The organism is Nostoc sp. LEGE 12447 (assembly GCF_015206985.1).
Classification (GTDB): domain Bacteria; phylum Cyanobacteriota; class Cyanobacteriia; order Cyanobacteriales; family Nostocaceae; genus Nostoc.
In genome coordinates, this window is sequence record NZ_JADEXT010000009.1 from 184159 (window position 1) to 208449 (window position 24291).

20 protein-coding genes and 2 pseudogenes are annotated in these 24291 nt (G+C 42.1%); 14 read left to right on the forward strand and 8 right to left on the reverse strand.

Annotation, left to right across the window (positions count from 1 at the left end):
* The first annotated feature begins 502 nt into the window (after positions 1 to 502).
* Both IQ274_RS13115 and IQ274_RS13120 read left to right on the forward strand, forming a co-directional pair.
* Positions 503 to 5899: a translocation/assembly module TamB domain-containing protein gene (locus IQ274_RS13115; protein WP_194142515.1), complete on the forward strand. Its 5397-nt coding sequence runs from the start codon at positions 503 to 505 to the stop codon at positions 5897 to 5899.
* 444 nt (positions 5900 to 6343) lie between these two features.
* Positions 6344 to 6856, forward strand: coding sequence for a DUF3122 domain-containing protein (locus tag IQ274_RS13120; protein ID WP_167306168.1), 513 nt, complete (start codon positions 6344 to 6346; stop codon positions 6854 to 6856).
* Between the two features lie 132 nt (positions 6857 to 6988).
* On the opposite strand, the gene IQ274_RS13125 is transcribed toward IQ274_RS13120, so the two are convergent.
* Together IQ274_RS13125 and IQ274_RS13130 are read right to left on the reverse strand one after the other, a co-directional pair.
* Positions 6989 to 7282: a hypothetical protein gene (locus IQ274_RS13125; protein ID WP_163926765.1), complete on the reverse strand. Its 294-nt coding sequence runs from the start codon at positions 7280 to 7282 to the stop codon at positions 6989 to 6991.
* Positions 7283 to 7629: 347 nt separating this feature from the next.
* Complete coding sequence (locus IQ274_RS13130; RefSeq protein ID WP_163926836.1) at positions 7630 to 8469, reverse strand: prephenate/arogenate dehydrogenase; 840 nt, start codon at positions 8467 to 8469, stop codon at positions 7630 to 7632.
* A gap of 69 nt (positions 8470 to 8538) precedes the next feature.
* Here IQ274_RS13130 and IQ274_RS13135 point away from each other — a divergent pair, with 69 nt between their 5' ends.
* The 3 genes from IQ274_RS13135 (at position 8539) to IQ274_RS13145 (ending at position 11733) form a co-directional block, all read left to right on the forward strand.
* On the forward strand, positions 8539 to 10113 hold the full coding sequence (locus IQ274_RS13135; RefSeq protein ID WP_163926837.1) for a pentapeptide repeat-containing protein: 1575 nt from the start codon (positions 8539 to 8541) through the stop codon (positions 10111 to 10113).
* A gap of 74 nt (positions 10114 to 10187) precedes the next feature.
* A complete protein-coding gene (locus IQ274_RS13140) occupies positions 10188 to 10778 on the forward strand; it encodes a DUF1517 domain-containing protein (protein WP_163926766.1) in 591 nt (196 codons plus the stop codon).
* Between the two features lie 70 nt (positions 10779 to 10848).
* Complete coding sequence (locus IQ274_RS13145; protein ID WP_163926767.1) at positions 10849 to 11733, forward strand: hypothetical protein; 885 nt, start codon at positions 10849 to 10851, stop codon at positions 11731 to 11733.
* A 655-nt stretch (positions 11734 to 12388) separates the two neighbouring features.
* On the opposite strand, the gene IQ274_RS13150 is transcribed toward IQ274_RS13145, so the two are convergent.
* From IQ274_RS13150 to IQ274_RS13170, 5 genes are all read right to left on the reverse strand, one after another.
* Positions 12389 to 13162 carry a hypothetical protein gene (locus tag IQ274_RS13150; RefSeq protein WP_163926768.1) on the reverse strand — a complete coding sequence of 258 codons (774 nt, stop codon included), beginning with the start codon at positions 13160 to 13162 and terminating at the stop codon, positions 12389 to 12391.
* Between the two features lie 580 nt (positions 13163 to 13742).
* A complete protein-coding gene (locus tag IQ274_RS13155) occupies positions 13743 to 14150 on the reverse strand; it encodes a hypothetical protein (RefSeq protein ID WP_194142532.1) in 408 nt (135 codons plus the stop codon).
* A gap of 199 nt (positions 14151 to 14349) precedes the next feature.
* Positions 14350 to 14970 (reverse strand): J domain-containing protein, encoded by a 621-nt coding sequence (locus IQ274_RS13160; protein WP_194142516.1) that lies wholly within the window; start codon positions 14968 to 14970, stop codon positions 14350 to 14352.
* 227 nt (positions 14971 to 15197) lie between these two features.
* Positions 15198 to 15809: an ATP-dependent Clp protease proteolytic subunit gene (locus IQ274_RS13165; protein WP_012407740.1), complete on the reverse strand. Its 612-nt coding sequence runs from the start codon at positions 15807 to 15809 to the stop codon at positions 15198 to 15200.
* Between the two features lie 120 nt (positions 15810 to 15929).
* A complete protein-coding gene (locus tag IQ274_RS13170) occupies positions 15930 to 16592 on the reverse strand; it encodes an ATP-dependent Clp protease proteolytic subunit (RefSeq protein ID WP_163926770.1) in 663 nt (220 codons plus the stop codon).
* Positions 16593 to 16830: 238 nt separating this feature from the next.
* Between IQ274_RS13170 and IQ274_RS13175 the strand changes: the two genes are divergently transcribed.
* From IQ274_RS13175 to IQ274_RS13210, 8 genes and pseudogenes are all read left to right on the forward strand, one after another.
* Entirely contained in the window at positions 16831 to 18087 is a 1257-nt protein-coding gene (locus IQ274_RS13175) for a vWA domain-containing protein (RefSeq protein WP_194142517.1), read from the forward strand.
* Positions 18084 to 19364: a vWA domain-containing protein gene (locus tag IQ274_RS13180; protein WP_194142518.1), complete on the forward strand. Its 1281-nt coding sequence runs from the start codon at positions 18084 to 18086 to the stop codon at positions 19362 to 19364. The genes IQ274_RS13175 and IQ274_RS13180 overlap by 4 nt, the downstream gene beginning before the upstream one ends.
* A gap of 144 nt (positions 19365 to 19508) precedes the next feature.
* Positions 19509 to 19709 carry a hypothetical protein gene (locus IQ274_RS13185; RefSeq protein ID WP_194142519.1) on the forward strand — a complete coding sequence of 67 codons (201 nt, stop codon included), beginning with the start codon at positions 19509 to 19511 and terminating at the stop codon, positions 19707 to 19709.
* Positions 19706 to 20101: a type II toxin-antitoxin system VapC family toxin gene (locus IQ274_RS13190; protein WP_228058170.1), complete on the forward strand. Its 396-nt coding sequence runs from the start codon at positions 19706 to 19708 to the stop codon at positions 20099 to 20101. Before IQ274_RS13185 ends, IQ274_RS13190 begins: the two co-directional genes overlap by 4 nt.
* Before the next feature lies 1 nt (position 20102).
* Positions 20103 to 20330: pseudogene (locus IQ274_RS13195) on the forward strand (hypothetical protein); the annotation flags it as partial.
* Positions 20331 to 20354: 24 nt separating this feature from the next.
* On the forward strand, positions 20355 to 20741 hold the full coding sequence (locus IQ274_RS13200; protein WP_194142521.1) for a VOC family protein: 387 nt from the start codon (positions 20355 to 20357) through the stop codon (positions 20739 to 20741).
* Between the two features lie 72 nt (positions 20742 to 20813).
* Positions 20814 to 21098 (forward strand): annotated as a pseudogene (locus tag IQ274_RS36515) (flagellar assembly protein H); the annotation flags it as partial.
* 217 nt (positions 21099 to 21315) lie between these two features.
* Positions 21316 to 21540 (forward strand): hypothetical protein, encoded by a 225-nt coding sequence (locus tag IQ274_RS13210; RefSeq protein WP_194142533.1) that lies wholly within the window; start codon positions 21316 to 21318, stop codon positions 21538 to 21540.
* A gap of 207 nt (positions 21541 to 21747) precedes the next feature.
* Here the strand turns inward: IQ274_RS13210 and IQ274_RS13215 are convergent, their stop codons facing one another.
* Positions 21748 to 22824 carry a PIN/TRAM domain-containing protein gene (locus IQ274_RS13215; protein WP_163926777.1) on the reverse strand — a complete coding sequence of 359 codons (1077 nt, stop codon included), beginning with the start codon at positions 22822 to 22824 and terminating at the stop codon, positions 21748 to 21750.
* A 251-nt stretch (positions 22825 to 23075) separates the two neighbouring features.
* Between IQ274_RS13215 and hemW the strand changes: the two genes are divergently transcribed.
* Entirely contained in the window at positions 23076 to 24257 is a 1182-nt protein-coding gene (hemW, locus tag IQ274_RS13220; protein WP_194142523.1) for a radical SAM family heme chaperone HemW, read from the forward strand.
* The last annotated feature ends 34 nt before the right edge of the window (positions 24258 to 24291 follow it).

The window sequence follows — 24291 nt, forward strand, 5'->3', positions numbered from 1 at the left end:
AATTGCTGCCCAAATGCCCGACTTCTTCAAGAACGGGGAATTTAAATCTAGCTTCAGGAATTTCATTCAACTCTAGATTACCCTTAAATTTAAAGTTACTTTCTGTCATCTATATTAAGTTAGATTATACAGAGTTTTAATTTTCTAACCAGGGTTGTATATACAGGAGTTATCACAAAATATATTCAGGAATTATGCAAGATTATGGAATAATATGAAACATTTACAAAGCGTCTCATTGGGGCAGCTTCTCCTGGAGAATAGAAGTAGCCTGCCGCAAAGTTCTTGCGAAAGTCTTCATATTATGAAACCATAGTTTGTAACTTACTGATACAACTGAGGCTAGTACAGCACGGCGTAAATAAACCACCCTTTCCAAATCAACGAATTGCCTACGCTGTATTGATTTTTAATTTTTAATTTTTAATTTTTAATTCCGCCTTGCGGTACTAGCCTGTCTCTCGGCTCACTCCAGAAAAAAGTACTGGTACTAGTAACGATAATGACGCGCTCTCCAAATTCAAAAAATAATCAGGAACCATCTAATCCTCGTTTATGGCTCCTCCTCTTAGGACGTACCAGTTTGGCTCTCGGTGTCATTTTGCTGGTTGGAATTGCAGTCGGTGCTTGGTGGGCTAGAAGCTATGTATATAAGGATTTAGCGCCATTAGTGCAGCAAAATCTCGAACAATTGCTTGGGCGACCGGTAAAAGTAGGGAAAGTTGAACGTTTTTCGCTCTCTAGTTTAAGATTTAGCTCTTTATCTATACCAGCAACTACCACAGATGCAGACCAGGTGGTTGCAAAAGCCTTGGATGTGCAGTTTTCGCCTTTGCAAGTTCTCTTAACTCGAAAACTGGTATTAAATGTAACGTTGATTCAGCCCAATGTCTACATCCAACAGGATCGAGATGGTCGTTGGGTTACAGCCCAAGTGAAGGCTGGAGAAGGAAAAGGTGCTATTCAAACAGAGTTGCAAACACTTCAGATTCAAGATGGAAATGTGGAGTTGGTGCCGTTCGCCGCACCAACTAGACCGAAAGGTTCAGTAATATTAAATCAAGTTGGTGGTGTTGCCCGATTTTTTGATCAAAATCAAAGGATTGGTTATGACATCAATGCTCAACTCGCTAGGGGAGGTGGAGTAAAAATCGCTGGTGAGACACAAGTAAAAGCTCAAACAACTAGCCTCAACCTTTCAACACAAAATTTACAAGCATCTGATATTAGTCGATTAATTGAGTTACCAATTGCCTTGCAAGCAGGGTATTTAAATGCTGACTTAGCGCTTCAGATTCCACCTAAACTGTCAGACGTAGCGATTACGGGAACGGCTACTGCTAATCAAATCACTGCCAAAATTAAAAATATCCCTCAGCAAGTTTCTAATTTTAATGGAAGATTTTCATTTCAAGGTCAGACAGTTGCTTTAGAAAATTTGAGTACGAACTTTGGCAAAGTTCCCATTCTGGCTAATGGAACAATTAATACTCAAACTGGTTTTAATGTCTCTGCTCAGATAAAACCAGTTAGTGCTAAAAATATTTTAGATACATTGAATGTAAATTCGTCAGTCCCAGCTAGTGGCGAAATTCAAGCAAATATTCAGGTGTTAGGCGCACTTCAGAAACCAGTTGTTAGCGGTACAGTAAGCAACACAAAACCTATTCAAGTTGACCGCGTTCTCTTCAAAGCTGTCAATACTGATTTCCGTTTGAATGTTTCTCAAACGGCATCTCAACTTGCTGTCTCTAATTTGAAAATAGTCCCCGCAGCCGGTGGTCAAATCACAGGAGGCGGTCAAGCTAATTTGGGAGCCAAAAGCGACGTAAGATTTAATGCTCAAGTTGACGGAGTATCCGGAGATATATTAGCGCGTAGCTATGGCGTTAGTTTACCGATCGCAGTTGGAAATGTCTCGGCAAAAGCAGAAGTCTCTGGCTCACTTGGTAAACAGCCGTTGAACCTTGATGTTTCCAGTGTTCAGGTAACGCCGCCAACAGGGGGGCAAATTACAGCCAGTGGTCAAATTCAACTCGCTCCCCAAGGTCAAGTAGATATAGGTATTGAAGCTCAAGGTTTACCAGGAAATGTGATCGCTCAAGGTTACAATATTTCAACTCCTCTAAATCTTGGTGGTATATCTGCGAACGCTAAAGTTTCTGGATCGCTAGGTACACCTTTAAATGTCAATGTTGCTCGCGTTCAAGCAAATCCAGAGGTGGGAGGGCAAGTAATAGCTAGCGGTCAACTTCAGCTTGCACCTCAAGGTAGGGTGGCGTTGAATGTCCAAGCCCAAAATTTACCAGGGGATGCGATCGCACGAGCATACAAATCCTCACCCAGCATTACCATTGGGAATGTATCCGCAAATGCCGATATTTCCGGCACTCTGAGCAACCTGCAAGCAGTCGCGCGGGTGCAAGCGCCGAAAGCCACCTATCCCACTACCGGCAGGGTTGTTGTTACCAAACAAGGAGAGAATGTCGTCTTTCCAGATGCCGTGTTGAACGTGGCAGGTGGGACAATTAGGGCGAAAGGTCAACTTGCACAACAACGCTGGCAAGCAGCTGTCAACACTGCTCAAATTCAACTCAACCGTTTTTCACCACAACTACGAGGACGGCTCAATAGCAATCTTCAGTTAGCAGGGACAACAGAATCTTTCCAGCTTGCAGATATTCGCGCCGCAGGGCAAATCCGCCTTTCCCAAGGAGTAGCGCTACTGGCAAAACCGCTAACAGCTCAATTTCAGTGGAATGGAAAGCAGATTATAGTTGAAAACGCAAGTACCCAAGGATTGAGTGCTAATGGTGCGATCGCAATTCAGTCTCCACCAACAGGCTCACCCCAAATTGCGGGATTTGATTTAAATGTACTCGCACAGAATTTCAACTTAAAAAATACAGGCTTTCAAGTTCCTGGAGACGTAGCGTTAGCAGGGGTACTTGATTTTAATGGAAGAGTTACAGGTACTCCAGATGTACCGCAAGCTAACGGCAACATTCGGTTACGGAATTTTCAGGTTAGTAACTTGGCATTTGACCCGCTTTTAACTGGAAACGTGAATTTTCAGGGAGGACAGGGGGCAAGTCTGCGATTAGCTGGGAAGCAAGACAGGATAGCGCTTAACTTGGGTGCAGATTATCGTCCAACTTCATTTTTAGTCAAGCGGGATGAGGCAGTTACTACAGGTAGAACTGAGGGAGATAACTTGCTCATCAACGCGCAACAGTTTCCCATAGCTTTGATTGGGGGCTTTTTACCTAACAATCAGTTGAAACCTTTAGGGGGGCAATTATCAGGAAATTTAGTTGTCAATCTTAATAATTATGCAGTTGTGGGAGACGTTGCGATCGCAGGGCCTCGTGTTGCCAGAGTTGCAGCAGACGAATTTCGCGGCAGTATCAATTATGCTGATGGTACTGCTAGCTTGGCTAATGGTCTATTGCGGATTGGAGATAGCAACATCGCTTTAAGTGGAAATGTGAAAACAGGGAATGACCCACAATTTCAATTCCAAGCTAACTTAGACCAAGCCAGAATTGAGAGACTTTTACAAGCATTCAATATCTTCGACTTTCAAGACCTTGGCACCGGATTGCAGCCTCCAACCTTGGCTGGAGCAGAAGTACTTAATACCAAGCCGATCAGTTTGCCTAATGCAGATTTGAAAACACAGTTAGCATATTTCTCTAATATTGCGGCATCCATAGCAAAACAACAGCAAGTAGAGGCAAAAAGAGACTTATCTTTACCCACCCTTGCAGAATTAACAGGTGCTTTGAGCGGAGGAATTACAGCTAATGGCTCATTAAAATCTGGATTGAATGTCGGCTTTAATTTCCAAGGTGCTAACTGGAAATGGGGTGAATATTCCATTAATCAAGTCGTTGCTCAAGGCAATTTTGCTAATGGAATCGTCACACTTTCGCCCTTGAGTGTTGGGATAAATCAAGGATTAGTGGCTTTTTCGGGACAATTAGGAACTGAGCAGCTATCTGGAAAATTGAATGTAGCAAGTCTACCTTTATCACTTTTACAACCTTTTATAGAAAGATATCCCATAGATATCACTGGTAATGTAAATGCTGATGCCACATTAGGAGGTAGTTTACAAGATCCCAGAGTGCAAGGGGAAATAACACTGGCGAATGCAACTCTCAACCAGCAACCTGTACAAACAGGACTGGTGAACTTTGACTACAACAAAGCTCGTTTGAATTTCGACAGTACCTTATTAGTGACAGGAACACAACCAGTTACAGTTACAGGTAGCGTACCTGCGCCGTTACCATTTGCCGCAGTGCAACCAGATAGCAATCAAATCAGCATCAACGCCGATGTGAACAATGAAGGATTGGCACTGTTAAATCTGTTTACCAATAATCAAGTAACTTGGGTAGACGGTCAAGGAAAAGTAGACTTAAATGTTCAGGGTACTTTAAACGAGCCAATTATCAATGGAAACGCCACAGTTAACAATGCAACTGTTCGCGCTCAAGCTTTATCTGAACCCCTAACAAATTTGACAGGGACAGCGCAATTTAATGGCAATACGGTCAGCGTTGAAAACATTCAAGCTACTTACAATAAAGGGCAAATCACTGCATCAGGCATCCTGCCAATTGTTGATCCTCAGCCAGGCGCAGCGAATCCTTTGACAATATCAATAGCAGACAAACTCAACTTTAAGCTTGCAGGACTGTATGAAGGCGGTGTCGGCGGCGATGTTGTAATTCGCGGAACAGCCCTAAAACCTGTAATTGGTGGAGACATTAACCTGAGTGATGGTCAGGTGATTATTGGAAATACTGCTAAAGCAAAACCAGCCGCTACAACAGAAGCTAACAGTAACGTCATAAATTTAAATAGAGAACAGGTTAACGCTAATGCTATACCTACAGCCCAAAGTAGCGCTAGCGCAGTGACTACACCAGAGAGTAGCGGTAGCGCAGTTACTAAACCAGATAATAATGCTAATGCCGCAGCAACTCCACCCAATTTACCTGTAGAGTTTGCAGATTTAAGGTTGAGTCTAGATGACAATGTTCGTGTTACCACTGAGCCCCTACTAAGCTTTGTACCAGGAGGAGCCGCATTAAGTCAGCCCATACTGAACTTTGAGGCAAAAGGCGACTTGACCATTAATGGTACATTAGCCAAGCCACTTCCTGAAGGATTGATTCGTTTGACAGGAGGACGACTGAGCTTATTTTCCACTGAATTTGCTTTGGCGCGAGGCTACGAACAAACTGCGCGGTTTACTCCCAGCCAAGGACTTGACCCTACTTTGGATGTCCGCCTGACTGCGATCGTACCGGAAGCATCAGCAATAAACAATAGAATTTTGGAATCCCCATTGTCTGCTGAAATCAGCGATGTTTCTGCGACTAACTTCGGTACTTTACGTACCGTTCGCGTTCAAGCAAGAGTGGATGGGCCAGCGAGTGAATTGGGCGACAATCTGGAACTGACGAGTGAACCTAGCCGTAGTCGGGGAGAAATAGTTGCTTTACTGGGTGGTTCGATTCTTGGTTCTTTCGGTCAAGCAGATGCAGGGCAAGGGCTGACTAATTTCGCTAGTTCTACCATTTTAGGTGGTTTGCAAGGAACTATCACTGCGATCGGACAGGCTGTTGGCTTCAGCGAATTTCGGATATTTCCTACCCCTACTACTAGTAATGAAACAAAGACAGCTTCAGTTCTGAATTTATCAGCAGAAGGTGTGTTTAATATTAATAGAAATTTCTCTGCTTCATTATCACGCCCTCTTTCTAGCGATGAGTCTTTCCGTTATAACGTCCTTTATCGACTCAACGACGAAATTTTGATGCGAGGCTCAACTAATTTGGGAGATGAAAATCAATTCCAAGTTGAGTATGAAACTCGATTTTAGAGGTTGTTTGAAAAGCATTTTGCTGTGACTTTAGGCACTTTGAGATCCCCCCTAACCCCCCTTAAAAAAGGGGGAACCGGAATCAAAGTTCCCCAATCTATCGAGGGATTTAGGAGGATCTAGAACTTTTGATACTGACAAGAGGACTTTTCAAACATCCTCTTAGATTGCTGCAATGTTGTTAATGCAGACTGATGCAATGCCATTGTTGCCCAATAGATTAGTTTGTCACTGATGATTAAACTAATGGTCTGGATGTTCATGATTTGTGACTACAGGTGATACTGCCGTTACTGCACTTTCTTCTTGGGCTTGCATTTACAGCAATTGGGGAATTGTCACAAATCGATTCTCTGCGAAACGCTACGCGTTAGCGGAGCTTTCGCTTTAGCGATACGCTCAGAGAAAGTGGGCATTGGGCATTGGTGCTGTAAAATATGTTAGATGAAGCGAAAATTTCAACAATATTTTTGGCGTTGTGCCTTAATAGTGTTTTTAACATTAACTGGATGTGGATGGGGTGTGGAGTCAGCGCAAGCACTGTTGCGTCAACATCATGATTCTCCCGGTATCTTACGCTATCACTCACAAGTATCTATCAAAGATGAAAAAGGATATGCTTGGCAAGTACTGCTGTTCAAACAGAATTACACCAGTGCAGTAAAAGATTTACGCTTACGCTTAGTTGCTTTTCCGGGTGTCGTTGAAATTGCTCACCCCCAACCATTATTGATTGAGACAGTAGCCGGAAAATTACTCAGTGCATCGGATGCTTATGCTTTAACTGCACCCGTCCCCAATGTGGGGGAATATAACTTAACTGATATCTTAACGAAGTTGCCAACAACTGATGCGCTCAAACTATATGTACCTCTCTCTAGTGGACAGCAATTGGTTCTCAACATATCCAAAACTGTAGTCACTGAGTGGCAATGGCTAGTTACAGAAATTGATTAGTAAAAGCATTTGAATATAAAAATAACCCAATGGTGATGGGGGGCATAATTACTGCCTGCGGAGGCAGAAATCCTGTCTTCATATATTTATAACGACGAGTTAAAGCCTCCCACATCACACGCAGGAGTAATGTTAGTCTTGAGACTCCTCAGAGATAGTTTCCGATTCGGTTTCAAGTTCTTCTGTTTGGACTTTGGCGACTGGAGGTTTAACGGGTTTTGGGCCACGCGCTAGGGCAGGATTCCCCTGCTGCCTGTTTTCATCTCCGTAAGATGCTTTTTTCCCTTTGTCAGACGAGCGGTTACGGCTCGGTTTTGAGCTTTTGGGGTTGGATTCAATAGGAGTTATAGAATCCTTATTTTCGGAATTGTTGTCAGTATTTGCTTGGGACTGACGTTCCGATTTTTTGATTGGACGTTCTACCATTGTTGATTTTTGTAAATTTATCTGTATAGTACATCGGTTTGGTGACTGTTAAACTGTTAATTAGCATTTTTTTAAAAGTTTTATTGTTAAAATTATTAAATAACTATGTTTATTGATTTAGAAAAGAAAGTAGCTACCTAACTTTATCAACTACATCAAAAAACATTCTTGCAGAAGAATTCAGGAGCCAGAATCAAGAAAAAACTTTCCAGGTTTTTCTATGACCACTAAATATATATATTTAGTAGGGGTCTTAAACTAATTTATTTATCTGCTTTTTCGCTCAGAATTAATTCTGTTAGCGGATAGCTAAGGTTTAGCCCATTCTGACTCCTGATCCCTGAATCCTAATCAACAAAATCAGGTCGTGCCTTACCTGTTGATTTCAACTTTTGCTCTAAAACTGTCCAATTTTCTTGCTCAATTAAATTAGTTAATTCATCAAGATTGTGACGATACTGTTGCAGCGATCGCAGCAATGCTTGACGATTATACCGCGCCATCATCACGCCCAACTCTGGATTCCCACCACCCACACGGCTAGTATCTCGAAAACCGGAACTAGCTAACTTTTGAGCTAATTCCAAAACATCGGGGTCAGTTTCACTCAAACAAGCAGCAATCAATGAGGAACTGACCATTACAGGTAAATGGGAAATCCAACTAACAGCGCGGTCATGTTGCTCTGGTTGACAATAGTAGATATTAGCTCCTAGCGATCGCACAATTTCTTCTACAACCGTAATTGCATTAGTTGGTGTTGTAGCTATCGGTGTTAATACATAAGGTTTATCAACAAATAAATTCCGTTGTGCAGCTTCTATGCCACTATCTGTTCTTCCCGCCATTGGATGACCGCCGATAAAATTATCCCAAAGGGGAGAAATCGCTTTGACTATCTGTGCTTTTGCTGAACCCACGTCAGTCACAATGGTAGCTGTAGACAAATGAGCGATCATTTGCTCCAATTGGGGCACAATAAGCGCTAGAGGTGTACAAATAAATACAACCTCTGCGGCTGCTAACAGACTCAGATCAACTGATGCTTCATCAACACTGCCGATAGCAACTGCCTTTTGACAGGTAGATTCACGGCGACTGACTCCTAAGATATGATGTCCTTGCGATCGCAAATCAAAACCTAAAGATCCGCCGATCAATCCCAACCCTAAAATCCCAATATTCATTTTTAATTTTGACATTCCGTTTTTATGACTTTACCAACTATTAAAGTTGGCATCCAAGGGGTAGCATCGATGACTGTAGAGGAATTACTAGAAAAGTACGCAGCAGGAGTCTTAAACTTTAGTGGTATTGACCTTGCGGAAGCTAATCTGAGTGGGGTCAAACTCAGTGGCGTGAATCTTAGCGATGCTAATTTGAGTATAGTTAACCTCAGTGGCGCGAATCTGAGCGAAGCTAACTTGAGCAATGCCAAGCTGAATGTAGCCAGACTCAGTGGCGTGAATCTATCCAACGCTATCTTAAATAACGCTAGTCTCAACGTCGCTAATTTGATTCGAGCCGATCTCAGCCGCGCTCAACTTAAAGGAGCCTTATTGATTCGCGCTGAGTTAATTCGCGCTGACCTCAGTCGCGCTGACCTGTCGGAGGCTGACCTCACCAGTGCTGATTTACGAGAGGCGACACTGCGCCAAGCGAATCTCCGCCACGCTAACTTAAGTGAGAGTGTCTTGAGAGGGGCTTCCATGACGGGAGCAAATTTAGAGATGGCTAACTTAAATGCCAGTGACCTCAGTCGTTGCGATCTCAGTGGTGCAAATTTGCGAGATACTGAACTCAGACAAGCGAATCTTAGCCATGCTAACTTGAGCGGAGCAGATTTGAGTGGGGCGAACCTCCGTTGGGCAGATTTGAGTGGGGCGAACCTCCGGTGGGCAGACTTGAGCGGTGCAAAATTGAGCGGGGCTACCTTAATTGGCGCAGATTTAACCAATGCGAATTTAACGAATACAATCTTTATCCACGCCGATTTAACTCAGGCAAAATTAATTAGGGCGGAATGGATTGGTGCTGACTTAACCGGAGCAACATTAACTGGGGCCAAGCTTTACGCCACTTCCAGGTTTGGTTTAAAAACCGAAGGTATGATTTGTGAATGGGTCGACCTTAGTCCAGCCGGCGATCGCTCCATTATCCAAAAGTTCCATTCCGAAGACTCACGAGACTTTTTTAACGAAACACCGCCGACAATCCGCATTATTGTTGATGCAGCCTTAGAACACGAAGCCAATTTTGCGATCGCAGGCGCTTACTATCAAATTGCTCAGGAATATCGTGTACTAAGACAACCCCCAAGCATCGAAAGTGGTCGTCGTCGAACTGTTTTCACATTTTATGTAGATAGCGATGAAGCATTATTTTCCACTGCTTACATTGTGATTCTTCCCTTTCTAGATGCGGCATCTACTCAAAATAATATTTCCAGTGTCGTGGAAATGATTAACAATGAAATTGTTGCAAATCAAGATTTAAAATTGCCAAAATCGCCTCTAATTGTGAAACAATTAAATATTCTTCTAGAGCAAGCCATGAGTCAGGCGACAACAATTAAACAGACGAAAAAAAATATTGAAGTAGCCACAAAGTTAAATTTTTGTAAAGCCCCAACTCAAATAGTTTTAACGAATTCTAGCGCCCACACATTGATTGTCCATGACCATCCCAACTTTGGGAAAAGATTTATTAATCGCTCTGCTCTTAATGCTTCAACTTATGATGATATATCTAATGAACCGACAAAACACATCTTACCTTCGTCAAGTATGATTATAGATTTCGTCAAAGGATTTCACTATATTAGTCATTAAATATGGGGAATGGGGAATGGGAATTAATTATTAGACAAATGACTAATGACTAATGACAAAATTTTGGAGGAAAAATGAGCAATCTTTTTAATAAAATGATCGGTCGCACTCGCTATGTAGTCTTTCGCCTATTTCTGCACTTGGGGGGAGGCGAAGTAGCGCCAATTTTGGGAGTATTAAATAGCGCTGGGCGAGATGCGATCGATGCCGATGGCGACTTAGAAGTTTTAGGAGAAGGATTGGTAGAAATTAGCCAAACTCTTCTACAATACGATGAATATTGGCTTTCTGCTGCCAACGAAGGCGACGTATTTTGGAGTGAAGGCGAGGCAGGAGATTATGTTAATGAATTATTTACTGACTCTGCCGAAAGATATCTCAGTGAACCAGATTACAGTTCTGATGGATTGAATGAACCTTTATCTATACCTGTAACTCGCAACGTCATTGTAATGATTACAGTAGCTTATGAAGGAGAAGTACCAGAGTTAGAAACCGATCTTTCTAACGTTCAGGCGCTCAAGGAAGGATTGAAAGCATTGATAAATCTGCACTATAAACATAGATTAAAGGCAATCCAGGTGCATTTTTCCCCAGCACAGTTAGGCGATGAACTCACTAGCGATCAACTGTTGCAATATTACCCAGAATTGATTCCTTTATAATATGTTGGGTAGTCCGTACTTACTACTCACATCGAGAAATTGTTAAGCTCAGAGATAGGACAATAATCCAATGATCATGACCATAGTACGTAAATTTACAGCCGTTTTTTTAGCTCTGAGTTTGTGTGTCACAACTGTCGCTTGTGGTGGGGGAAACGAAACTACTCCTCCCGCTAAGAACGTTAGCCAAACCTCTACTAACACAAAGCTGAGTGATGGAGAGTATAAAATACAACAAGCTACTTATGACGATGCAACTGGTGAATACAGCTTGTTTTTACTTAACAATAATCCCCCAACCTTTGCAACCGAAAATTTGCAAATGGCACGGTTAACTGATGATGAAATCAAGCAAGGTAAGAAGACTTATCTGAAGGTAGAAAAAGGACAACCGATTTTATATCTAACGGAAGACTTTAAAATAGATTACGTCCACAACGTTACCGAAAATAAAACCAATCCCCAAACAGGACAACAAGAGACGGTTGTAGTCCGTCGAGAAAATAGCTTCTGGACACCCTTTGCTGGGTCTGTGGCTGGTAGCTTGGCGGGACAGGCAATTGGTAGTATGTTGTTTAGACCACAGTATTATGTACCCCCTGTCTATCAATCAGGTCAAGGATTAAGTGGCTTCGGTGGATATGGTGGAAGCTATGGCCAAGCAGTTCAAAACTACCAAAGTCGCTATAATGCACCACCCGCAGCCGTGACAAATCGGACTGCATTCCGCAATACAGGGACGATTAGAAGGTCATATCCTGGAAATACGAATATACGCAATACACCACGTAGCACTACAGGTAATAACCGTCCTTCTGGTTCTGGTTTTGGTGGTAGTACGTTGCGACCATCTGGTAATTCCAGCACTACTAGACGCAATTCTGGCAGTGGTTTTGGTAGTGGACGTAGTACAGCACCCCGCCGCTCTAGTGGTTTTGGCAGCAGACGACGTTAGGAAATTTTCAATTTAATAAGTAGACTGCCTGAGAAGTTAAAGTAATGTATTGCATAAAGAAGCCGGAGGGTCACAAGTCAATCCTCCGGCTTCTCTTTATATCTATGCAATTTGTGATCAGAAATTATGAATTATTCAATCAAATAATATGAAATACTAAATATAAATATTGCTAAGAGAACAGGAATCATTTTATTAAAATCTATTTGCTTTTTTTGAACTATTTCTAAACAAGACATCGGAATCATCAGGGGCCAAAAGATAGTTGTTACCAAAAAGATCACAACTGACAAAAATTTATCTTCTGGAGTGGAAGCAGGATGACGTAGAGCAAATATTAACCAATTGATTAAAAAATAACATGTCATTAACAGATAACCAATAGTTAAAGTCAGTTGTATCTGATTCACCGTAAGTACTCCTGAAGTTATGTGAGCTTCACCAAACATCATCCGTACAAAGTTATAACATATTTGGTTTTCTTCCTTGCTCTAGAAAAACATAGTATCTTTATATACTAAATAAGTAACATTTTTGTTATGTCAAACTTCTCTTGCTGTTTGTAAAGCCTCATTAACCCTTAAATTTTGGATGATGAATATTTTTATATAGCACGCTCCAAAATTTAAAATTTGGTTAGCTATGAAAGTAATAATTAAGCGGTTTTAAAAAATCGAATAATTTCGCGGACATGATCGAGAAATTGCCCGTCGGTGGAAAGTTGCGCGATCGCAGTTCGTGCTTCTCTTGCCAAACGCTCATGTTCAGTTTGATTTGTCGCCCGTAATTCCTCAAAATTAGCTGCAATCCGAGCTAAATCTCTGCGAGTCTCTTCGGCAAAGCGTTGTTGAGTTGCGGGTAATGAATAAGATTGTTCTGGGTTGAGTTGATCTTCCAATAACTGGATTTTTTGTTCCAATATCGAGAAGCGATCGCGCAGTTCAAAAATATCTTCGCGTGGATACTTCCATTCTTGGCGAATCATTGCTAACCGCGCATATAAATACTCATAAGCTCGAATAGCTGGACGCAGAATCGTTAATAACAAAGCTGCACCAGAGCTTATATATCCCACTGTACTAATACCAGTGGCAGCAAGGGTATAAAGACCAACGGCTGAGAATAAGTGTAAAGCAATGGCAACCCAAAGCGATCGCTTCGCCAACAATGTGACATACTTCACTTGTTTCTGATCGACTGGAATTCCTTTTTCAGTTGATTGTGCTGCTTCTGCTAAGACTTCTTTAGCTTGAAAATGCACATTCCACGGTACGGTAACAATTACTAACAGCCACCAAAAACTTGCACCACCAATTACCCAATCAAGAAAGTTACCAGCAGGGATGTGCAACCATTGCAGTAAGCCAAAAGCCGCTAGTACCACAACCACAATTCCAGCGATGGAACTAATGAAAAAGTTAATATACATCTTACCCTGTCTCCGGTGAAACCATCATCTCGATCATGACGATATCGCAGTAGTTATACGGAAATGCTTGTGATGGTTTTTCTATTTGCACACACTAGTTTTTGAGTGATGTAGCTACGCTAATTAGGTTGAGTCTCTTTGCTACCTTTTTCTTGGAAAGTCGCAACGGAGATGATTGTGATGGTTTTTCGAGTTGCACATATACAATAAATAAAATGAACCACTACTTAGAAACAAAGAAGAGAGAAATAATGCAGTACTGCTTTGTAGAGTTTCAAGTAGATGATTCAACAAGATTCAAGCCTTAGAGGATGTTTTAAAAGTCCCCTTATCGGTATCAAAAGTTCAGATCCCCCTAAATCCCCCTTAAAAAAGGGGACTTTAATTCCGGTTCCCTCCTTTTTTAAGGGGGGTTAGGGGGGATCTAGAAGTACTTAAAAGCACAGACAATTACTTTTAAAACAACTTCTTAGTTGAATCCTTCGATTTTATAATTCTTGCAGAAGATGACGGTACAGGATACACAAAATTTAACCTGTAATTTAGGAAAAGAGTGAGGCATTCAATCCTTTGCCGATCGCTATTGGATGAGATAACTACGCCAAATTGGTTGAGTATTTTTACTACCCTTTTCTGGAATTAGCGATCGCCAAGTTTTACCTTCTTGCTGAATTTGCAAGTAAACATCAAAGGGTTGTTGTGGTTGCGTCAAGCGCCGTTTTGGTAGCTTGAGAATCAAGTCGTAGGTTCCCCGAACGTGGAAAGCTGGTAAATTTTCAATCGTTAGGGGTTGTTCTTGGGTAATTGATAGCCGCTTGATTTCAAATCCTTGAAAATCTAGATCCAACTGTTGGCTAAGTTTTTGTTGAGTTTGCTCTAGCCCAAGTGCGATCGCTTTTTGCACTAACTCGCTAGTCGGTAGCAATCCAATACTGCCACAAGCTGTAACTAGCATCAGCAATATTGCTGTCAAAACTAACCGCACTATGTTATTCACTGCCTAATCTGCTATTTTCTTCCTTATCAGTTTAACCGGACGGGTTGCTGCTTTTTCCGCGTCGAGTAATTTAGGAATTATGCAAACAATAGCCGAAAAATTTTAATTACAGATAAGGGCAATTTATGAATTGCCCCTGTTGTTAGAATTTGGTAACTAGATTTTGATTTTCAATAAATTTTGTAAATCTTTAAAAAATTTGTTCTAAGCGTTGGAAATCGCGTTGCACTTCATACCAGAGACTTTTATTATGGGGGTCTGTTTTCAAAGCTTTTTTGAGATAAATTCTGGCTTTGAGCAATTGGTTTTCAGAAATTAGCGCCCGTCCCCAAATTTGATAAGCGATCGCTTGCCATTGGCGAACTTCTGCATCTGTTGACAAACGATCTGCTAAAGCTTCCACCAGTGCGATCGCTTGCGGAAATCGTTTCTCTTGCAAAAATCGCTGCAATTGTTCATAAGTCTTCCACTTCAGCCGTTCTTCTATTTCCAACAGATTAGGCGGCTTTGGTTTCCCTGGTTGCTGGTTTACCACTGTTGTGACTGGTGTTTTCTGGCGCTGCGTTGTCTTAGCAGCATCACGCCCAGTTGACACCTGAGTTGAATGTGCAGCAGTTTCCTCTGGCAGTACTACCGTCAGCAGGAGTTTGTAAGCCTCTGTCAAGGCAATAAACTTATCTTTGGCTTTGTTGTCATCTGGGTTGATATCGGGATGATATTGCTGCGCCAATCGTCGATAAGACGCTTTGATATCAGCAAAAGAAGCTCCCGATCTTAAACCTAGCAAACGGTAGCAATCTCCAAGATCCATCTTGAGCTATGAGCTATCGAATTATTTAGCTATCGGCTATTATCTGTCAGTATTCAGCTTTAAGCCTGGACTATTAATGATAAAGGCTAATTTTCTATTTTAAAGTTCAATGTTGACAGTTTGTTTTGGGAATGGGGAATGGGGAATGGGGAATGGCTCAAGAATCAATAAATAGTTCTTCTTCCCCTGCCTCCCCTGCTCCCCCTTCTCCCTGCCCCCTGCTTCCCTTACTCGCCTGCTACTATAGAGGTTCGTTCTTCAATCACACGGTCAATTAAACCGTATTCTTTAGCCTCTTCAGCAGACATGAAAAAGTCACGATCCATATCTTTTTCAATTTTTGCTATGGTCTGACCGGTTTTATCGGCATAAATGCCATTAAGCTGGTGACGAATCCGCAGAATCTCTCTAGCTTCAATTTCGATGTCGGTTGCTTGTCCACGGGTTCCACCTGAAGGTTGGTGAATCATAATCCGTGAATGAGGCAATGCTAGGCGTTTACCTTTGGTGCCAGCAGCCAACAGGAAAGACCCCATTGAAGCAGCTAAACCAACGCAAATAGTCACTACATCTGATTTTATATGTTGCATGGTGTCAAAAATAGCCATGCCAGATGTAACCATTCCACCTGGGGAATTGATGTATAAATAAATATCTTTACCTGGATCGTCTGAGTCCAGATACAGCATTACAGCAATTATTTGATTGGCAATTTCATCATCAATATCTCGTCCCAAGAATATAATCCGTTCCCGGTAAAGGCGATCGTAGATGCTAATCCAATCTGTATATTGTCCTCCGGGCATCCGGTAAGGGACTTTAGGAACGCCTATAGGCATAATTTACTCCGTTTTTAATTAGTCATTAGTCATTAGTCATTAGTCATTAGTCATTAGTCATTGGTCATTGGTCATTAATAATTTTTGGTTATTAACAAAGGACGAATGACAAAAGACAAATTAAAGGACACTGGCTGGGAGGGGGGGATTTGCGAGTTCTTCTTTCTCAAAAACTCGGTCAATTAGACCGTATTCCTTCGCTTCGTAAGGTGTCAGATATAACAACCTATCCATGTCTTTAGTAATTTTTTCTCGGGCCTGCCCAGTGGTCTGATGTAAGATATCAACTAATGCCCCTTTATTTACCAATACTTCCCTTGCCCGAATTTGAATATCCGTTGCTTGACCTTGGGCGTAGCTCTTAGGCTGATGCAGGATAATCGAAGAGTGAGGCAAACTAGCGCGGCAACCTTTTGTCCCAGCACTGAGAAGCATGGCTGACATACCCATCGCGGAACCGACGCAGATGGTATGGATAGGAGGCTTGATATATCTCATGGTGTCATAGATGGCGAAGGCTTCGGTTTCAAAGCCAATGGGTTCGCCACTGTAACCAGATGTACCGGTGGAGTTGATATAGATTTTAATGGGCTTTTCTGGGTCATCGGATTGCAAAAACAGCAACTCAGCCACGATTAATTCCGTGACAGCAGGCACCAGTGGCATCCCAATATAGACAATTCGCTCCTTCAATAAGAGGGAAGGTAAATCTGGCGGTGGTGTCCGGTAAGAGCTATCGCCGTAATATGGGGCTTGAACAGCTTTGATTGGGGAAATGTCCATAGCAACTGATCGCCTGAAACTATGCCGTTAACTGTAATACATCCTAGCGCGATGCACGCTTCCCTCAAGGTGCGGATTTCTCCCTAATGCTGAAGGTGGCTTTGCATCTGCCAATGTTTGGCTTCTAAGATATTCTGATTATATTCATGTATTTGTGTTGGATAGGTTTTCCGTAGAGCTAAAGTGGTGCTTTGAAGTTATTTATTAATATGTATATCCTGAATAGGGACTTTAAGTTATGAAGGTTAGCTTGCAGCCTGCCTTGAATGATGGTAATTTGGACGCGAATCAGCCGAATAGTCAACGTCAGTTGGGAATTTCGATTTCGGCGATCGCAGAGACTCAAGACCGCCATGTGCCCTTAAATTTATGTTTAATTCTGGATCACAGTGGTTCTATGAATGGGCGATCGCTAGAAACGGTGAAAAAAGCAGCGAATCGTCTGGTAGATAGACTTAATCCTGGCGATCGCCTCAGTGTTGTAGTTTTCGATCATCGTGCCAAAGTCTTAGTACCTAGCCAAAGTGTCGAAGATCCAGAAAAAATCAAAAATCAAATTAACCGCCTAGCCGCCGATGGTGGAACTGCCATTGATGAAGGATTGCGCTTAGGGATTGAGGAGTTGGCGAAGGGAAAGAAAGATACTGTTTCCCAAGCCTTCTTATTAACCGATGGGGAAAATGAACATGGTGATAATAATCGCTGTTTGAAATTTGCCCAATTAGCTGCTAGCTATAGTTTGACTTTGAACACTCTGGGCTTTGGTGACAACTGGAACCAAGATGTTTTAGAAAAAATTGCTGATGCTGGTTTAGGGACTTTATCTTACATTCAAAAGCCGGAAGAGGCAGTGGATGAGTTTAATCGCCTGTTTAGCCGCATTCAAACAGTGGGATTGACTAATGCTTATCTGTTATTGTCTCTGATGCCCCATGTCCGGTTAGCGGAACTTAAACCCATAGCTCAAGTTTCCCCAGACACAATTGAGTTACCACTGCAACAAGAAGCTGATGGACGCTTCGCTGTGCGGTTGGGAGATTTAATGAAAGATGCAGAACGGATAATCTTAGCTAATATTTATTTGGGACAATTGCCAGCAGGTGAACAAGCGATCGCTAATGTGCAAGTCCGCTACGACGATCCAGCCGCCAACAAGGTAGGTTTAGTTACACCAAATATCGCAGTTTATGCCCATGTAGTGAAAAACTACCAAGCAGATCCGAATCCCCAAGTGCAACAGTCTATTTTGGCATTAGCTAAATATCGCCAAACCCAGCTAGCCGAAACGAAATTGCAACAGGGCGATCGCAGTGGTGCAGCGACAATGCTACAAACGGCTGCTAAAACTGCACTGCAAATGGGAGATACTGGGGCAGCAACGGTGTTGCAAACTTCTGCCACACAGCTACAATCTGGTGGAGATTTATCTGAAAGCGATCGCAAGAAAACCAGAATTGTCTCCAAAACAGTTTTGCAAGATACCCCTCCTCAATGAAAGTTAAATTGCTCTCGGCGTTAAATGACAATAATGTTGATGTGGCTCAAACAAGTAGCCAACGTCAACTAGCAATGACGATTTCGGCTATCGCTGGTGAGTTTGACCAAAATCTGCCCCTTAACCTCTGCCTGATTCTGGATAGAAGTGGTTCTATGCATGGACAACCGATCAAAACGGTGATTCAGGCAGTGGAAGGATTAATAGATCGGTTGAAAATTGGCGATCGCATTTCAGTTGTGGCTTTTTCCGGTTCTGCGGAAGTCATTATCCCCAACCAAGCGATCGAAGACCCCGAAAGCATCAAATCTCAAATCAAAAGCAAACTCAGCGCTAGCGGCGGCACTGCGATCGCTGAGGGTTTGGAACTGGGAATTACAGAACTGATGAAGGGCACAAGAGGCGCTGTTTCCCAGGCGTTTCTGCTGACGGATGGGCATGGTGAAAGCAGTTTGCGGATTTGGAAGTGGGATATTGGGCGAGATGACAATAAGCGCTGTCTCAAATTGGCACAAAAAGCTGCCAAACTGAACCTAACTATCAACACTTTCGGATTTGGCAATAGCTGGAATCAAGATTTGCTAGAAAAAATTGCCGATGTCGGTGGTGGTACTCTAGCTCATATTGAACATCCTGAACAAGCTGTGGAGCAATTTAGCCGACTATTTGGCCGGATTCAGTCAATTGGGCTAACAAATGCCTACTTGCTGTTATCTTTAGTGCCAAATGTCCGATTAGCAGAATTGAAGCCCATTGCCCAAGTTGCCCCTGACACAATCGAGTTACCAGTGGAACGAGAAGCTGATGGTAGCTTTGCTGTACGTTTGGGAGATTTGATGCAGGATGTAGAACGGGTAGTTTTGGCGAATATTTATCTGGGACAATTACCAGAGGGAAAACAAGCGATCGGGCATCTGCAAATCCGTTATGATGATCCGTTAGTTAACCAAGAAGGCTTACTTTCGCCCCTGGTGCCAGTGTATGCAGATGTGGTGCGGGCATATCAACCAGATTCTAATCCCCAGGTACAGCAGTCTATTTTGGCATTAGCGAAGTATCGCCAAACCCAGTTAGCTGAGGCGAAATTGCTACAAGGCGATCGCACTGGTGCAGCCACGATGCTACAAACAGCAGCTAAAACCGCTTTGCAAATTGGAGATAAAGGTGCAGCAACAGTGTTGCAAAGTTCCGCCACTCGCCTGCAAGCTGGTGAAGAACTTTCGGAAGCAGACCTCAAGAAAACTAGGATTGCATCAAAGACTGTTTTACAAGAATAGTAAAAATCCAGCGTTGCTGATTAACGGTATAAAAGTTTCGCGTCAAAGCGCAAAGCGAGAAAAAATATTTTATTCCTCAATTGAGGAACAAAGTAGTCGCATATTCCTAACTTATTGATTAACAACCACCAAAGAGTTTGACTTATGCTGATCCAGAAGATTGTCCAAGAATTGCAAGACATCCCTGAAGACAAACTAGTAGAACTTTATGACTTAATTCACTACTTTCGGCTAGGTTTAAGTCAAGAACATACACAACTCCGCACCCCTGGTTTATTGAAAGGACAACTTGGTGATGCTTTCTTTGAACCACTGCCAGAAGATGAACTTCAGCAATGGGAATGAGCTATCTCATCGACACCCATATCCTGCTGTGGTGGCTCTTTGACGATCCAAAACTCCACACTGACTGCCGAGACATCATTCGCAACCCAGATCATCGGATTATTGTCAGCAGTGCTTCTGCTTGGGAAATTGCCACCAAATACCATATGGGTAAACTACCAGAAGCCAAACAACTTGTTGAGCAATATTCACAGATATTGCATCAGGCTAAATTTATCGAACTTGCTATCACCACAGCCCATGCGCTCAGAGCAGGAAGCCTACCGATCGCCCACCGAGATCCCTTTGATCGTATGATCATGGCTCAAGCTGAACTCGAAAGCTTACTTGTCATCTCCTACGACAAAGCTTTCCAGACTGGACTGATTCAGGTAATTCCTGACCTCAAGTAAAGCAAAGTATTGCCAAACCCAGTTAGCTGAGGCGAAATTGCAACAAGGCGATCGCACTGGTGCAGCCACGATGTTGCAAACAGCAGCTAAAACCGCTTTACAAATCGGAGATAAAGGGGCGGCGACAGTGTTACAAAGTTCCGCCACTCGCTTGCAAGCTGGAGAAGAACTTTCCGAAGCAGACCTCAAGAAAACTAGGATTGTATCAAAGACTGTTTTACAGGAATAGCCCTCTAAATAATTCCTAACTTTTATGAAAACCACTGGCATTCATCATGTAGCGATTATTTGTTCTGACTATGATCGCTCAAAAAATTTTTATGTAGAAGTTTTAGGCTTTTCGATTATTCAAGAGACTTTTCGCACTGAAAGAAATTCTTATAAATTAGATTTAAAAGTTGCAGAAAATACTCAAATCGAACTATTCTCTTTCCCAAATCCTCCAGAACGATCTAGTAAACCAGAGGCTTGTGGGTTAAGACATCTTGCTTTTAAAGTTGATAATATTGAGGAAACTGTTTTTTACTTAAACTCCCAAGGTGTAGGAACAGAGAATATCAGAATTGACGAAATCACAGGTAAGAAATTCACTTTTTTTAAAGATCCAGATAATTTACCGTTAGAAATTTATGAAAATTAGAAAATATAAATTTTTTGATTAAAGAATTTTAGATAAATAGCAAATGAGCCATCTGTTTGGTAAAATTCTCAAATGTTTGATAATATCTGTAAATTCTTAGCTGAAATTTTCTCTAGCGACTTCGCTGCTTGGTTATTAGGAGAACCGATTACTTTAACTGAACTAAGCCCAAAATAATTATCTCCAGAACCCATTCGTGCTGATGCTTTAATTTTGCTAAAGTTCGAGCAAAACATCTTACATTTGAAATTTCAAACCCAGTTCGATGCTGAAATTCCTTTTCGGATGATTGACTATCGATTGCGAGTGTATCGCCGTTTTCCCAACAAATCAATGCATCAAGTTGTAATTTACCTGATACCATTTCTTTGTGAGGCTGCGCCAAATTTTCTTTCTTCCTTTGTGTCCTTTGCGCCCTTTGCGGTTCGTTCCTTATATAATTTGGCGCATCTTTATACAGAATTGGTATGAAGCAGACAAATTCGGATTTGGTGCAACAAAATACATTTACAATTGCTGGAACACGCCATGAATTTGCAGTTATCAGACTTTGGGAACAACCAACCGAAGTATTTTGAGAACACCTGGATTTTTATCTTTGGCAGTGTTGAGTAATACTATTGAGCCAGAAGTTATACTAAATGAAGTGGCGCGTGAAATTAACAGTATTACAGAATCCAAAACTCAAAGTAATATTGCTGCTTCCACGGCTATTTTAGTATTAGATAAAGAGGTTATTAGACGAGTTTTGAGGTCAGACATTATGCGCGAGTCAGTGATTTATCAAGATATTTTATAAGAAGGGAAAGCCGAAGCTTTACTTGAAGTGGCAAGTAATCTTTTTAATACTGGTATGTCATTAGAACAGATAGCAAGATTGACAGGGTTATCAATTGAGCAGTTACAGTATTTGCAGGTAAGCAAATCTGATAATTAAAAATAAATAATCGGTGCAGGTTGACTGCACCGATTGCACAATTTATATTTAATTGCACCGGACATTTCCTCACGCCAATGCTGATGCTTGGGGTTTGGCAAAAATCATTCTTCCTGCGGTGGTTTGCAAAGCACTAGTAACTACTACTCGCAGTTCACCACCCACATAATTGCTGCCTTCTTCAACGACTACCATTGTGCCGTCATCTAGATAGCCAATACCTTGACTGGGTTCTTTGCCTTCCTTGAGAATTTTCAAATCAAGGTTATCGCCAGGTAAATAACTGGGACGGACAGCATTCACTAAATCATTCACATTCAAAACAGGTACTTTTTGAACGCTGGCGACTTTAGACAAGTTGTAGTCGTTGGTTAGCAGTGTGCCGCTAATTTCTTGGGCAAAGCGCACCAACTTGGCATCGACTGTGGGAATATCTTCGTAGTCAACTGCATTAATCAAAATGCGATCGGGATATTCTTCCTTAATGCGGTTGAGAATTTCTAGTCCTCTCCTTCCCCGCACCCGTTTTTGGTCTTTGCTAGCATCCGCTACTTGTTGGAGTTCTTGCAAGACAAATTGCGGTACGAGAATTTGTCCTTCCAGAAACCCCGTTTCTAATAACGCTTCAATGCGACCATCGATAATGCAACTGGTGTCTAAAACTTTCGTATTAGCTGGTTTTAGCGTTCCTTCCACAACCATCGATTCGACGGTGTTGGGATTAATGAACCGCAATAAACCTCGCCCGTGGGTGTCTGCCAAATTCATGCCAGTGACGGAGAGGATAATACTACCGACAACTGCCACAAGTGGCTTAATAAATCCAAAATCCGCGGGGATGGGTAGTAAGAATAGTGGGGCTAACATGAGGTTAGCTAGCAATAAGCCGATTACTAAGCCAATGGCACGAGTTAAGATCACTTCCAGAGGCATTTCTTTGACTTGTGATTCTAGACGGCGATATGTCGTCTGGAAACTCAACCCGATCGCACCACCAATAATAGCGGCAAAGACGGCAACAACTAAGCGTAAAGCTTCTAGATTCGTTACCTGATCGAGAGTGCCATTGGGTAGTAGTTCAATGCTGTAGAACCCTATTCCCGAAGCTGCCAGGATAAATGAGAAAATGATAATTGCGTCAAGCATGGTTATGTTGTTTTCCTGCAACTGTGTTCACCGAGAAACTTAAGTATTTTTTATTTCATCGGTAAGATAAACTGATCAATATTGACTTAGACTAAGGGTTTAGGCTGACAATATCTGCAATTATTATAACTAAAGGCTTTTATCTTAATATTTTTCATTGTTTCTTTGTAAAACGACAAAAATTTGTAAATAAACTGCTTATTTTCATTGTCTCTAATTCGCAGTTGGCTTAACTTAAAACTTTTCTCAAAATGAGTCAAAAATTTAGTGTTTCTGGAATTGCGAGTTCTGCTTATGTGCATATACCCTTTTGCAGACGGCGATGCTTTTATTGTGATTTCCCGGTGTCTGTTGTGGGCGATCGCTTGCGGGGCGAAACATCTGGTACTATCTCCCAATATGTTGAGGTACTATGTCAAGAAATTGCCATTACACCAGCCTTTGACCAACCCCTAAAGACAATTTTCTTCGGTGGTGGTACTCCTTCGCTGCTATCAACAGAACAGCTACAACGGATAGTGGGAGAATTGGAGAAGCATTTTGGTATTGCATCTGGGGCAGAGATTTCTATGGAAATTGACCCAGGTACCTTTGATTTAGCACATATAGCAGGCTATCGCAGTGCAGGTGTGAACCGGGTAAGTTTGGGTGTACAAGCCTTTCAAAAAGAATTATTGCAAAGGGCGGGGCGATCGCACTCAGTTGAAGATATTTTCGCAGCTGTGGAGTTAATCCACCAAGTCGAGATTCCCGAATTTAGCTTAGACTTAATTTCTGGGTTGCCGCATCAGTCTTTGGATCAATGGCAGGATTCTCTAACTAAAGCGGTAGAACTTTTACCCACTCACATTTCCATATACGATCTTACCATCGAACCAGGTACAGCCTTTGGTCGTTACTACAAACCTGGTGATCCTCCTTTGCCTACGGATGAAGCCACAGTCAAAATGTACCAGATGGCGCAGCAGGTTTTGACTGGTGCAGGTTATGAGCATTATGAAATTTCTAATTATGCCCAACCTAAGCATCAGTGTCAGCATAATCGAGTTTATTGGGAAAACCGCCCTTATTACGGCTTTGGTATGGGTGCAGCGAGTTATGTTGAGGGGAAACGCTTCACTCGTCCGCGTAAGACTAGGGAGTATTATCAGTGGGTACAAGCTGGCGGTGTAATTGATTGTGATGTTACCCCTCCAAAGGAAGTATTGTTAGAAACGTTAATGTTGGGGTTGCGTTTGGCGGAGGGTTTGAGTTTGGCGGCGTTGGCGGAGGCGTTTGGCGAAGAGAAGGTGGAGGAAGTTTGCAGGTGTTTGCAAGGGTATTTTGATAAAGGTTGGGTGGAAGTTACAGAGGGAAGGTTGCGTTTGATTGATCCCCAAGGGTTTTTGTTTTCTAATGTGGTGTTGGCACAGTTGTTTGAGAAGTTGGGATGACGAACCGCAGAGGCAAGGCAGCGCGATCTTCTCC